Annotated in this window: 15 protein-coding genes and 1 riboswitch; of the genes, 1 reads left to right on the plus strand and 14 read right to left on the minus strand. The window is 67.4% G+C overall.

What is annotated here, in order from left to right; genetic code table 11:
- Window positions 1-38 precede the first annotated feature (38 nt).
- From trpC to hisI, 5 genes are all read right to left on the minus strand, one after another.
- Window positions 39-860 carry an indole-3-glycerol phosphate synthase TrpC gene (gene trpC, locus QFZ57_RS16205; protein WP_306631543.1) on the minus strand — a complete coding sequence of 274 codons (822 nt, stop codon included), beginning with the start codon at window positions 858-860 and terminating at the stop codon, window positions 39-41.
- On the minus strand, window positions 860-1,147 hold the full coding sequence (locus QFZ57_RS16210) for an HGxxPAAW family protein (protein WP_306631544.1): 288 nt from the start codon (window positions 1,145-1,147) through the stop codon (window positions 860-862). The genes trpC and QFZ57_RS16210 overlap by 1 nt, the downstream gene beginning before the upstream one ends.
- Window positions 1,148-1,252: 105 nt before the next feature.
- The gene (locus tag QFZ57_RS16215; RefSeq protein WP_306631545.1) at window positions 1,253-1,897 is read right to left on the minus strand and encodes a Trp biosynthesis-associated membrane protein; all 645 of its coding nucleotides are present in this window, start codon (window positions 1,895-1,897) and stop codon (window positions 1,253-1,255) included.
- Window positions 1,897-3,459, minus strand: a complete 1,563-nt coding sequence (locus tag QFZ57_RS16220; protein WP_306900948.1) for an anthranilate synthase component I — start codon at window positions 3,457-3,459, stop codon at window positions 1,897-1,899. Before QFZ57_RS16220 ends, QFZ57_RS16215 begins: the two co-directional genes overlap by 1 nt.
- Window positions 3,460-3,572: 113 nt before the next feature.
- On the minus strand, window positions 3,573-4,037 hold the full coding sequence (gene hisI, locus QFZ57_RS16225; RefSeq protein WP_306631547.1) for a phosphoribosyl-AMP cyclohydrolase: 465 nt from the start codon (window positions 4,035-4,037) through the stop codon (window positions 3,573-3,575).
- A 112-nt stretch (window positions 4,038-4,149) separates the two neighbouring features.
- On the opposite strand from hisI, the gene QFZ57_RS16230 reads away from it, so the two are divergent.
- Window positions 4,150-4,794 carry a TIGR03085 family metal-binding protein gene (locus tag QFZ57_RS16230; protein WP_306631548.1) on the plus strand — a complete coding sequence of 215 codons (645 nt, stop codon included), beginning with the start codon at window positions 4,150-4,152 and terminating at the stop codon, window positions 4,792-4,794.
- 2 nt (window positions 4,795-4,796) lie between these two features.
- Here QFZ57_RS16230 and hisF read toward each other — a convergent pair whose 3' ends face one another.
- The 9 genes from hisF to rpe form a co-directional block, all read right to left on the minus strand.
- Window positions 4,797-5,573 (minus strand): imidazole glycerol phosphate synthase subunit HisF, encoded by a 777-nt coding sequence (gene hisF / locus QFZ57_RS16235; protein ID WP_306900949.1) that lies wholly within the window; start codon window positions 5,571-5,573, stop codon window positions 4,797-4,799.
- 39 nt (window positions 5,574-5,612) lie between these two features.
- A complete protein-coding gene (gene hisG / locus QFZ57_RS16240; protein WP_306900950.1) occupies window positions 5,613-6,473 on the minus strand; it encodes an ATP phosphoribosyltransferase in 861 nt (286 codons plus the stop codon).
- A gap of 84 nt (window positions 6,474-6,557) precedes the next feature.
- The gene (locus tag QFZ57_RS16245) at window positions 6,558-6,821 is read right to left on the minus strand and encodes a phosphoribosyl-ATP diphosphatase (protein WP_009358176.1); all 264 of its coding nucleotides are present in this window, start codon (window positions 6,819-6,821) and stop codon (window positions 6,558-6,560) included.
- A 103-nt stretch (window positions 6,822-6,924) separates the two neighbouring features.
- Window positions 6,925-7,413, minus strand: a complete 489-nt coding sequence (gene ribH, locus QFZ57_RS16250; protein WP_306900952.1) for a 6,7-dimethyl-8-ribityllumazine synthase — start codon at window positions 7,411-7,413, stop codon at window positions 6,925-6,927.
- A 62-nt stretch (window positions 7,414-7,475) separates the two neighbouring features.
- The gene (gene ribA, locus QFZ57_RS16255) at window positions 7,476-8,210 is read right to left on the minus strand and encodes a GTP cyclohydrolase II (RefSeq protein ID WP_306631552.1); all 735 of its coding nucleotides are present in this window, start codon (window positions 8,208-8,210) and stop codon (window positions 7,476-7,478) included.
- Window positions 8,207-8,968: a 3,4-dihydroxy-2-butanone-4-phosphate synthase gene (gene ribB, locus QFZ57_RS16260; RefSeq protein WP_306631553.1), complete on the minus strand. Its 762-nt coding sequence runs from the start codon at window positions 8,966-8,968 to the stop codon at window positions 8,207-8,209. Before ribB ends, ribA begins: the two co-directional genes overlap by 4 nt.
- Complete coding sequence (locus QFZ57_RS16265) at window positions 8,965-9,627, minus strand: riboflavin synthase (protein ID WP_306631554.1); 663 nt, start codon at window positions 9,625-9,627, stop codon at window positions 8,965-8,967. The genes ribB and QFZ57_RS16265 overlap by 4 nt, the downstream gene beginning before the upstream one ends.
- Window positions 9,627-10,766 carry a bifunctional diaminohydroxyphosphoribosylaminopyrimidine deaminase/5-amino-6-(5-phosphoribosylamino)uracil reductase RibD gene (gene ribD, locus QFZ57_RS16270; RefSeq protein ID WP_306900953.1) on the minus strand — a complete coding sequence of 380 codons (1,140 nt, stop codon included), beginning with the start codon at window positions 10,764-10,766 and terminating at the stop codon, window positions 9,627-9,629. The genes QFZ57_RS16265 and ribD overlap by 1 nt, the downstream gene beginning before the upstream one ends.
- A gap of 170 nt (window positions 10,767-10,936) precedes the next feature.
- A riboswitch (FMN riboswitch) is annotated at window positions 10,937-11,085 on the minus strand.
- 39 nt (window positions 11,086-11,124) lie between these two features.
- Window positions 11,125-11,802 carry a ribulose-phosphate 3-epimerase gene (rpe, locus tag QFZ57_RS16275; protein WP_306631556.1) on the minus strand — a complete coding sequence of 226 codons (678 nt, stop codon included), beginning with the start codon at window positions 11,800-11,802 and terminating at the stop codon, window positions 11,125-11,127.
- Window positions 11,803-11,862: the final 60 nt, after the last annotated feature.

Raw genomic sequence — 11,862 nt, forward strand, 5'->3', positions numbered from 1 at the left:
CCGGCACCCGCAGGAAGGCGTGGAGGTGTGCCTCAGCCTCAGCCGCGGGCGGCGATGGCGGCGGCACCCGCGGCAGTGAACTCAGCGATGCGTTCCCGGGGCGTGGCATGGCTTACCAGGGCCTCGCCCACCAGTATCGCGTTGGCGCCGCTGCCGGCGTAATGCGTGACGTCGCCGGCGTCGCGGACCCCGGACTCGGCAACCACCACTGCCTCGGCTGGAATCAGCCCCGCCAGTGAGGCAAAGACAGAACGGTCGACGTCGAGCGTCTTCAGGTTGCGGACGTTGACGCCGATGATCCGCGCGTTGGCCGCGACGGCACGCTCGATTTCCTCTTCGGTGTGGGTTTCCACGAGCACGTTCATGCCAAGTTCGGCGCTGAGGGCGCTGAATTCGGAGAGCTGCGCGTCCGAAAGGGCCGCCACGATGAGCAGGATAAGGTCGGCGCCGTGGGCACGGGCCTCCCAGATCTGGTACTCGTCGAGCGTGAAGTCCTTCCGCAGCAGCGGGATGTCGACGGCGGCGCGGACGGCGTCGAGGTCGGCCAGGGACCCGTTGAAGCGGCGCTGCTCGGTGAGGACGCTGATGACGGCGGCACCGCCGTCGGCATACTGCCTGGCGAGCGAGGCCGGATCGCCGATGCTGGCGAGATCACCCTTGGAGGGGCTGCGGCGCTTGATTTCGGCAATGACTTTCAGCTGTTCCCGGGTTGGGGAGGTTCCGCCGAGGGCGGCCCAGGCGTCACGGGCAGGTGCCGCGGCCCGGGCCAGGTCCTTCAGCTCGGCCAGGGAAACGAGCCGTTTCCTGGCCGCCATATCCTCCCTGACACCGGCGTTGATGTCGTCGAGAACAGTCGCCATCAGTGGCCGGAGTTTTTCAGCTTGCTGCCCTCAACGCCGTAGCCTGCCTTGCGCATGATGAAACCGAGGATCAGGCCGACGACCATGACGGCGATGCCGCCAATGAAGATGGGGGTGCTGGCAATGACGAAGGCGATGGCTGCGATGAGCGCGCCTACGAGCATGACGATGACGCAGGTCCAGGCGGCCGGGCTGTTGCCGTGGCCCAGTTCCTGGCTGTGGTCAATAGCGCCGGGGGCCACCGTGCGGCTGCCTGACTTGGAAACGGACGCAGGTGCTTTGCTCATGGAAATCTCCTCAGGATGGATACTGCTTACATTCTGCCATTTTTTGGCCGCCGCCCGCGTACCGCCAGGCTTGCCGCCCCGTGCCGGCGCTGCCTCCCGATGGCGTTAGGTGGGGTCCTCGCCGCGGGAAAGCCGGTCCCAGCTGTCAATCTCGTCCACCGGGCCAGCCGCCGGCGCAGTCCCCGCGGCGCCGGCCGCGTCATATTTGGTGCGTGTCTTCCAGTAACGGGACGCAGGCAGGATCAGCAGGGCTGCCAGGGCGAGGACGCAGCCGGCGACGACGGCGAGCACCGGGAAGGGCGTGAGGTCCACGCGCGCCTGGCTGCCCGACACACCCGTGGCAGCTGCAATGGACCCCTGCGCGGCCGCGAGCGGGTCGGCCAGGACGGTGGCTGCGGCCGTCACCACGCCTGCTGAGGCAAAGACAATGATGGCGGTGATGACCCACCGGGCGATCCTGCCGGCAATGGCCGCCGCGAGCCCGCCGGCCAGGGCCACCAGGGCCAGGGCCGTGACGGTGGTGGCGGCCTTGCTGCCCTGGACCTGGATGGCGCTCTGGCCGGCTCCCGCCTGGCCCATCTGATTGGGATCCAGCGTGGCCGTCATCCAGGTCTGGGTGGTGGTGCCGAACGCAGCCAGCGCCAGGAGGGTGATCAACAGCACCAGCGTCGACCTGCGCGCCCAGACCGGCGTGGCCCTGGCCTTTTCGGCCTTTCCTGCCTGCCCTGCCGCAACCCCGGCATCCGACATCAGGAAGCCGTCCCGCCGGGGAGCGATTCCGCGGAGATGTTGTGCAACGATCCGGCCGTGTGCACTGCGCGCAGCGGAGCGGCGGCCTTGTTGACGGTTTCCAGGGCCTCGGTGGGGTTCACCGAGTCAGCCACGATGCCGCCGCCGGCCTGCACGTAGGCGCGTCCCTCCCGGATCAGGGCCGACCGGATGGCGATGGCCATGTCCATGTCACCGGCGAAGTCCAGGTAGCCCACCACGCCGCCGTAAATGCCGCGGCGGTGCGGTTCCAGCTCGTCGAGGAGGCGCAGCGCCCTGGGCTTGGGGGCACCCGAAAGGGTGCCGGCCGGGAAGGTTGCCTTCAGCACGTCATAGGCTTTGGCCTGCGGGGAGAGCCGGCCCACCACGGTGGACACCAGGTGCATGATGTGGCTGAAGCGCTCCACCTCCATGAACTGGGTGACATCCACGGTGCCGGCCACACAGACCTTGGAGAGGTCGTTGCGGGACAAGTCCACCAGCATCAGGTGCTCGGCGCGTTCCTTCTGGTCCGCGAGCAGCTCCTCGGCAAGGGCCTTGTCCGCTTCCACGGTCTTCCCGCGCGGACGGGAACCCGCGATGGGGTGGGTGATGACTTCCTCGCCCGTCACGGTGACGAGGGCTTCGGGCGAGGATCCCACGATGGAGTATTCCCGGCCGTCGGCATCGGCCAGACTGAAGATGTACATGTACGGGCTGGGGTTGGTGTTGCGCAGGACGCGGTACACGTCCAGGGCCGAGGCCTGGCACTCCATCTCGAAACGCCGGGAAATGACCACCTGGAAGACCTCGCCGTCCACGATGGCTTCCTTGCCGCGGTCCAGTGCGGCGAGGTACTCGGCCTCGTCCCAGCGTTCCTGGACGCTGGACGCGAAGTCCAGGGCCGCCGGTGCAAGAACGGAGACCGGCTGCACCACGGGGGTGCTGATCTGTGCCAGGAGCTCCTTGACCCGGGCCACGGCGTCGTGCCAGGCCTCGTCCACGCGCTCGGAGCTGTTGTCGAAGTTGATGGCGTTGGCAATGAGCAGGACCGTGCCGTCCACGTTGTCATGCACGGCCATGTCGGTGACGAGGTTCAAGGCCATTTCCGGCAGCTGCAGGTCGTCCTCCGGCGGGCTGACCAACCGTTCCCAATGCCGGACGGTTTCCCAGCCCAGAAACCCCACCAGGCCGGACGTGAAGGGCGGCAGCCCGTCGAACCGGTCGGTGCGCAGGGCGTCAATGGTGTCGCGGACGGCATCAACGGGGCTGCCGCCCACCGGAACGCCTGCAGGCGGTTCGCCCAGCCAGTGCGCCTGGCCATCCTTGGTGGTCAAGGTGGCGCGGGACCTGGCGCCGATGAAGGAGTAGCGGGACCAGGCTCCGCCTACCGCCGCCGATTCCATCAGGAAGGTGCCGGGCTGCCCCTGGGCCAGCTTCCGGTACAGGCCGATCGGGGTCTCGGCGTCGGCGAGGACCTTGAGCCTGACGGGGATGACACGGCTGTGGCCGGCGAGTTCCCGGAATTCCTCGAGGCTTGGGCTGATGGTTCCAAGGTCCTGCATGGCTATGCTTGTCCGCCTGTTCTTCGAAAGGGCCGGCCGTGCCGGACACCTTGAGTGTGCTTGCTGGGTTGGCCACGGCCGGATGGGGACGCCGGCCGGGCAGCCTATTCGGCTTAGCCTGCCTGGCCTGCCACCACGTCCAGGTCCCTGCCGTCGAAGCAGGTGCGGGTACCCGTATGGCAGGCGGCACCCACCTGGTCCACGCGTACCAGCAGTGCGTCGCCGTCGCAGTCCATGGCCACGGATTTGACCCACTGGACGTGCCCGGAGGTGTCACCCTTGCGCCAGTACTCCTGGCGTGAGCGGGAATAGAACGTCACGCGGCCGGTGGTCATGGTGCGGTGCAGGGCCTCGTCGTCCATCCAGCCGAGCATCAGGACTTCGTTGGTGTCGTACTGCTGCACCACCGCGGCCACCAGGCCTGCGCCGTCGCGCTTGAGCGCCGCGGCCACCTCCCCAGGAAGCGGGCCGGCAAGCGGTGCTGCGGGGCCGGATTCCGCGGACGACGACGGCACGGACTTCACGGACGCGGACACGGCGGATCCTGCGGCTGGGACGGGGGTTGGCTGCTCAGACATCGGGTCAAGTCTAGTGCCTTCACGTGCCCGTCCTCCTGTTGTGAACAACGGCACACCACCGGCCCCTGCAGTGCTGCCCAACTCCGCGCCTCTCGTGCTAGTTTTCCAAGTGATGCATTTCGTCGAACCGTCCCGAGAAGTCCTGGCCGAAACCCTGCTGGCGGCCGGCCCTGATGCGCCCACGCTGTGCAAGGGCTGGCGCACCAGGGACCTTGCCGCGCACCTGTACCTGCGCGAGCGGAAGGCGGCAGTCGGGCTCGGACTGATCATCAAGCGCCTGGCCAAGGCATCCGACCAGGCAACCGCCAAGCTCGCGGCGAAGCTGACCAGCAACGAGGACTACGCGCGGCTGGTGAACACCTTCCGCGCCGGTCCGCCGGCGCTCTCGCCGATGAACATCAAGGCACTGGACGAGAGTGCCAACCTGATCGAGTACTTCGTGCACACCGAGGACGTCCGGCGGGCCGTGGACCGGTGGGCACCCAGGGCACTTGATGAGGCTTACTCGGACGCACTGTGGGACGAACTGGTCAAGCGTGCTGCCATCCTGTACCGCGGCGTGGATCTGGGCATCGTCCTGGTCCGTCCGTCCGGGCCGCGCCATGTTGCCAAGCGCGCACCCGTCTCGGTGGCAATCGTTGGCGAGCCGGGTGAACTGCTGATGCACGCCCACGGCCGCACCCGCCACGCCCTGGTCACCTTCGAAGGCCAGCCCGACGCCGTCGCCCTCCTCCAGTCAGCTGAAGTAGGGCTCTGAACTTAGCGGACCTCGAAGCCTGCCGCGCGGATGGCGTCCTTGACCTGGGTCATCATGTTGTCCGGTCCCCAGTGGAAAATCGAGGCCGCCAGGACAGCGTCCGCACCGGCTGCGACGGCCGCGGGGAAGTGCGCCGGCTCCCCCGCGCCGCCGGAGGCGATGATGGGGACCTTGACTGCCGCGCGAACCAGTTTGATGAGTTCGAGGTCGAAGCCGTCCTTGGTGCCATCAGCGTCAATGGAGTTCAGCAGGATCTCGCCCACCCCGCGCCCGGCTGCTTCCCTGGCCCATTCGATGGCGTCGATCCCGGTGCCGGTGCGCCCGCCGTGTGTGGTCACTTCGAATCCCGACGGCGTGGGCTGGGACCCGGGGCGGGTCCGCCTGGCGTCAACGGACAGGACGAGCACCTGGGAACCGAAGTGCCGGGTGATTTCGTCGATGACGTCCGGCCGGGCAACAGCCGCGGTGTTGATGGACGCCTTGTCCGCGCCGTAGCGCAGGAGCTTGTCCACCTCGGCCACACCGCGGACGCCACCGCCCACAGTCAGCGGAATGAAGACTTCCTCGGCGGTGCGGCGGACAACGTCGAACGTGGTCTCGCGGTTGCCCGAGGACGCCGTGACGTCAAGGAACGTCAGTTCGTCGGCGCCGGCGTTATCGTAGCGGTGGGCGAGTTCCACGGGGTCGCCGGCATCGCGGAGGCCCTCGAAGTTGACGCCCTTGACGACGCGCCCGGCGTCGACGTCAAGGCAGGGAATGACCCGTACTGCTACTGCCATGGGAACTCCTGAAGTCTTTGGTGGTTGCTGCGCGCCGCGTTAGATGCGGCAGGCGTGGATGCTGCTGACCAGGATGGCGCGGGCGCCGAGGTCGTACAGTTCATCCATGATCCGGTTGGTTTCCTTCTGGGGCACCATGGACCGGACGGCTACCCAGTCGGAGTCACGCAACGGCGAGACCGTGGGCGATTCGAGGCCCGGTGTCAGGCCGGCTGCCTTCTCCACGAGCTCCTTGCGGATGTCGTAGTCCATCAGCACGTACTGACGGGCCACCAGGACTCCCTGGAGTCGGCGGATGAGGACGTCGATTTCCCTGGCCGTGCCGTTGGCCGCGCCCCCGTTGCCCGTGCGGCGGATCAGGACGGCCTCGGATTTGAGGATGGGGTCGCCGAAGATTTCCATGCCGGCGGCCTTGAGGGTGTTGCCGGTTTCCACGACGTCGGCGATGGCGTCCGCGACGCCGAGGCGAACCGAGGATTCAACTGCCCCGTCGAGCCGGACCACTTTGGCGTTGATGCCGCGTTCGGCGAGGTAGTTGCGCAGCAGGCCGTCGTAGCTGGTGGCAAGGCGCTTGCCGTCCAGCTCGGCAGCGGAGCTGAAGTCGCCCACCGGTCCGGCAAAGCGGAAGGTGGAAGCGGCGAACCCCAACGGCAGCAGCTCTTCGGCTTCCACCCCTGCGTCCAGCAGCAGGTCACGGCCGGTGATGCCGACGTCGAGCGTTCCCTGGCCGACGTACACCGCGATGTCGCGGGGGCGCAGGAAGAAGAACTCGATGTCGTTGTCGGGGTCCACCATGACCAGTTCGCGGCTGTCGCGGCGCTGGCGGTATCCGGCTTCGGAGAGCATGGCGGAGGCGGCTTCGGACAGGGAGCCCTTGTTGGGGACGGCTACTCGCAGCATGGGGAATTCTTTCTGGGGTGGAAGGTCTAAAATTTCAGGCAGTCAGGCCACAGTGGGTCGGGCGGGCACGCGCCGGACCGGTGGCTACAGATGCTTGTAGACGTCTTCCAGGGTCAGGCCTTTGGCGAGCATCAGAACCTGCAGGTGGTACAGCAGCTGGGAGATTTCCTCGGCCGCCGCTTCATCGGATTCATATTCGGCAGCCATCCACACTTCGGCTGCTTCCTCAACGACTTTTTTGCCGATGCCGTGAACACCGGACTCCAATTCAGCGACGGTGCGGGAGCCTTCCGGGCGGGTGGCTGCCTTCTCGCTGAGCTCAGCGAACAGCGTCTCGAAATTCTTCACGCCCTCCAGCCTACTTGCTGCGGCCGCAGCGGCGCTTCCCGGGCGCTTGCATGACGGGCGCGATGTGAGCGAATACACACCGCGCCCGTACGCAGCAGGGTGCCTAGCTCCTGTACTGCTTGAGGACCACGGCGGTGGCCAGGGCGGCGGTTACGGCCTCATGGCCCTTGTCTTCCTTGGAGCCGGGCAGGCCGGCGCGGTCCAGGCCCTGCTGTTCGTTGTCGCAGGTGAGCACGCCGAAGCCCACCGGCACGCCGGTGCGTACGCTGACGTCGGTGAGGCCCGACGTCGCGGCCTGGCATACGTAGTCAAAGTGCGGGGTTCCGCCGCGGATCACGACGCCGAGGGCAACGACGGCGTCAAAGTGCGGCGCCAGTCGCGCAGCAGCAACCGGAAGCTCGAAGCTGCCCGGAACGCGCAGCACGGTGGGCTCTGCGATGCCGGCGTCCTTGGCGGCCCGGAGCGCACCGTCCAGGAGCCCGTCCATGATCTGCGTGTGCCAGCTGGCGGCGACGATCGCCAGCTTCAGCTGCGAGGTCCCGGCCGGGTTGAGGGTGCTGAGGTCAATGTCGGGGGCGCCGTGTCCGCTCATGGGTTCTTCTGTTCCGTTCAGTCTCGGGTAGTTCAGTCTTGGGTAGTTCAGTCTTGGGGAGTTCAGTCTTGTTCGTGGTCGAAAGGTATTTCGGGGGCTGGGACGGGTACCGGAGCCACCTGGGTGTCCAGGAGCAGCCGGTGTTCCATCCGGTCCTTTTTGGTGCGGAGGTACCGGATGTTCTGTTCGCGGGACGGGACCTCGGTGGGGACCATCTCCACGACCTTTACTCCTGCCCTGGCCAGCCGGTTCTGCTTATCCGGGTTGTTGCTCAGCAGCCGCACTTCGTGCAGGCCCATTTCGGCGAGGATTTGTGCCGCAGCCTTGTAGCACCGGGCGTCGACGGGCAGGCCGAGCTGCTCGTTGGCTTCCACGGTGTCGAAGCCTGCTTCCTGCAGGGCGTAGGCCTTGATCTTGTTGGCAAGGCCGATCCCGCGGCCCTCCTGGCCGCGCAGGTAGAGCAGGGTGCCGCCGTTGTCCCGGATCAGTTCCAGCGCGTAGGCAAGCTGTTCGCCACAGTCACAGCGGTAGGAACCGAAGACATCTCCGGTGAGGCATTCGGAGTGCAGCCGCACCAGGGGGGCTTTACCGTCACTGGGGGCGTTGGGGGAACTGACGGCCAGGTGTTCCACACCGGTCACCAGGTCCGTCCATGCCTGCGCCACGAACTCGCCGAAGGCGGTGGGCAGCTGCACGACGGGACCTGCGCTGACGGGATGGGGCGCCTCGGCGGACACCGCATGGTGCTTCCGATGGCCGTTCTGGTGGCTGTCGTCGCTGCCTGCCGCTGCCGTCATCGTTTCTCCTTCTCTTCGCCCGGGGTTACCCGGACATCCTCACGCAGGGCTCCCCCGGCCCCGGCTTCAAGATACGCCACCAGGTCCTCAATGGAGATCAGGGGGCATCCATGTTCCGCCGCGAACGAACGGAGCCCGTCCAGGCGCATCATTTCGCCGTCGTCGTACACCACTTCCGCGATCACTCCCACGGGCTCCAGGCCCGCAAGGCGGCACAGGTCCACCGCGGCCTCGGTGTGGCCCTGGCGTTCCCGCACACCACCGTCAACTGCACGGAGCGGGAAAATATGCCCCGGGCGGGTCACGGAGGCAGGACCGGCCTGAGGGTCCGCCAGTACGCGGGCGGTCAAGGCCCGGTCCGTGGCGGAGATTCCCGTGCTGACCCCGATGGCGGCGTCGCAGGACACGGTGTACGCCGTGCTTTTGGCGTCCTCGTTGATGGCCGTCATGGGAGGCAGCGCCAAGGCGTCGGCACGGTCTCCGGTCAGCGGCACGCAGATCACGCCGGAGCTGTACCGGATGGTCCAGCCCATCAGGGCCGGCGTGGCATGCTGGGCGGCGAAGATGATGTCGCCTTCGTTTTCGCGGTCCTCATTGTCGACGACGAGCACGGGGCGGCCTGCGGCCATGGCACGCACTGCGTCCTCGATGGAGTCCAGTCCCCTGGCAGCAGGTGCGGCCGGGCGTCCAGGTGATCCAGGCTCGCTGGTGGCGGGACCAGCGGCAACGGCCGGTTCCAGGCGTACCGCGGCGTTCACCGGGCACCTCCGGCAACCGCGGCTTCGCCGGTGCCGGCTGCTGCGCCGGCGTCGCGGAAGGCAAGCAGCCGTTCGGTGTACTTGGCCAGGACATCGACCTCCAGGTTCACGCGGCTGCCGGTGGTCCTGGTGCCCAGGCCGGTTTCGGCCAGGGTGGTGGGGATCAGCCCTACTTCGAACCAGGGTTCCGGCTCGGGGGCCGGGCTGACAGCCGTCACCGTGAGGGAGACGCCGTCGATGGCGATGGAGCCCTTCTCGGCAATGTACCGGGCCAGGTTGGTGGGAACGCCGAAGCGCAGCCGCTCCCAGTTGCCCTGGGGTTCCCGTTCCAGCAGGACTCCCACACCATCCACATGGCCTTGCACCACGTGCCCGTCGAGGCGGCCGCCTGCGGGAACACAGCGCTCCAGGTTGACCGAATCCCCGGCAACGAGTTCGCCGATGGTGCTGCGGACAAGGGTTTCCCCCATGACGTCCACGCTGAACTCTTTGCCGTCGATTGCGGTTGCCGTGAGGCAGACCCCGTTCACGGCGATGGAGCCGCCGAGTGCAAGGCCATCGGTGGAGGCGGGGGCGTGCAGCCGGACTGTGGCGCTGGTGTTCCCGTCGCGCTCTACGGACAGCACCTGCCCCTGCTCGGCAATAATTCCGGTGAACATCAGTAGCCTCCCTGGGCTTGCTCCGCGGTACCGCGGGTTGGTGGGTGGTCGAGTGCAACTTTTCGTTGCGGTCTGAGGTGAAGCCTGAGGTCCCGGCCGAGCGTTCGGACGGCGCCGCCGTCGGCCGCGTCCCATTCCCATTGCTGGGCGTCCGGGAGGCTCGTGATGCCCAGCCCGTTCAGGGCGGGGGTGCCGGATCCCAGCAGCGTGGGGGCCAGGTACACGATGAGTTCATCAACCAGGCCCGCCGTGAGGAAGGAACTGAGGATCCTTGAGCCGCCTTCAACCATGACGTGCCGGGTGCCGGCTTTGTACAGCATGGTCAACGCTTCCCGGGGGTCGCGGGTGGGAAGGTGGACGGCCAGTCCGTCATCGCCAAGGATCGCGGCTCCGTCCGGAATCCCGCGGAGTCCCATGACGGCCCGTACCGGCTGTTTGGGTGCAGTACCGCCGGAGGGTTCCCGGGCGGTCAGGCGGGGGTTGTCCACCAGCACGGTCTGGGTGCCCACCAGGATGGCGTCGATACGGCTGCGGATGCCGTGGTTGTCCGCCAGCGACTCAGGGCTGGAAATCCACTGGCTGGTGCCGTCCTCGGCAGCTATGCGGGCGTCCAGGGTCTGCGCGATGTGGAGGGTGACGAACGGGCGTTTCTCGGCTACTGCCTCAAACCATTGGCGGTTCAGGTCAAGGGCTTCGTCGGCGCCGAGGCCGCTGCGGACCCGCACGCCGGCCGTGCGCAGTGTTGCAGCGCCCCCGGCAGCGGGGTCGTGGGGGTCGTCGACCGCGTACACCACGTCCGTGATCCCGGCTGCGATGATCGCTTCCGCGCACGGGCCGGTGCGGCCCACGTGGTTGCAGGGTTCCAGCGTGACCACCATGGTGCAGCCGGATAGGTCCAGGCCGACGGCGGCTGCCTGGGCAATTGCGTCCGCCTCGGCGTGTGCCGTGCCGGCACCGCGGTGGTAGCCGGTGACGAGCTGGCGGCCGTCAGGACTGACGACAACGGCGCCCACCAGGGGGTTCGCACCGCGCGGACCCTGGAGGGCCGCCTGCAAGGCGTGCTCCATGGCGCGGGTTTCGTCTGCGCTGAAGGCGGTGACCACCCCGGCGGCGGGATGCAGTTCCACGGCGCCCGTCATGCGGCGGCCGTGGCGGAGTTGGGGCCTGCCTTTGAAGCGGCAGGACTTTCGGCGTCAAAGAGCCATCGCTGGGGGTTCATTCGTGTCGTTCCTTCCCTGTCGAACCGCGATGGCTCCGGGGATATACGACAGCAGAACGTTGCGCGGCCGAGGGCTGCGCAAATACAGCTGTACGTGCTTCTCTCATCCAGACTTTAACTGTCGGTACCGGAATTCCACCGGTTCAACCGTCTGCCGGAATCCTCCGTGGAGGACGCCGGCTCGCGGGTCGCGGACTGTAACCGCCGGTTCGGACTTACACCGACCCCGGAGCACGTATGTGTGTTGTTATTGTGCCATAACCGGCAGGGGCTCCCGCTTATTCCGTCGCCGCGCGTAATGTCCGGCTGCCCTTGCTGCGCAGCAGGTCGATGGCTGCGGCAGGATCGTCGGCGCCATAGACGGCTGAACCGGCAACAAAGACATTGGCGCCGGCTTCAGCGGCACGGGCGATGGTTTCTTCGGTGATCCCGCCATCCACCTGGATGGCCACTCCCAGTCCGGAACCTTCCACGGCGGCGCGGGCCCGGCGGATTTTCGGCAGGGTGAGGTCCAGGAACGCCTGGCCACCGAAGCCCGGTTCCACCGTCATGATGAGCAGCATGTCCAGTTCCGGCAGCATGTCCAGGTACGGTTCCACGGGGGTGGCGGGCCGGAGGGCCATGCCCGCTTTGGATCCCCTGCTGCGCAGTTCCCGCGCCAGCTTGATGGGCGCAATGGATGCCTCGGCGTGGAAGGTGACCGATGCCAGGCCGGCATCGGCGAACCCCGGCGCCCAGCGGTCTGCGTCGGCAATCATCAGGTGGGCGTCGAGCGGAACCGGGCTGACGGCCTGGATCCGCTGCACCACCGGCAGCCCGAGGGTCAGGTTGGGCACGAAGTGGTTGTCCATGACGTCCACGTGCACGGCGTCGGCATTGCTGATCCGCTGCAGTTCGGCCTCAAGGTTGACGAAATCGGCGGAGAGGATGCTCGGGTTGATGCAGCATTGCGTCACAGGGTTGCCTTTCGCTGAAGGTGCGTTGGTCTCGTGGAGCTGTTCCGGGCCGCCGATGGC

The organism is Arthrobacter sp. B1I2 (genome assembly GCF_030816485.1).
GTDB lineage: Bacteria > Actinomycetota > Actinomycetes > Actinomycetales > Micrococcaceae > Arthrobacter.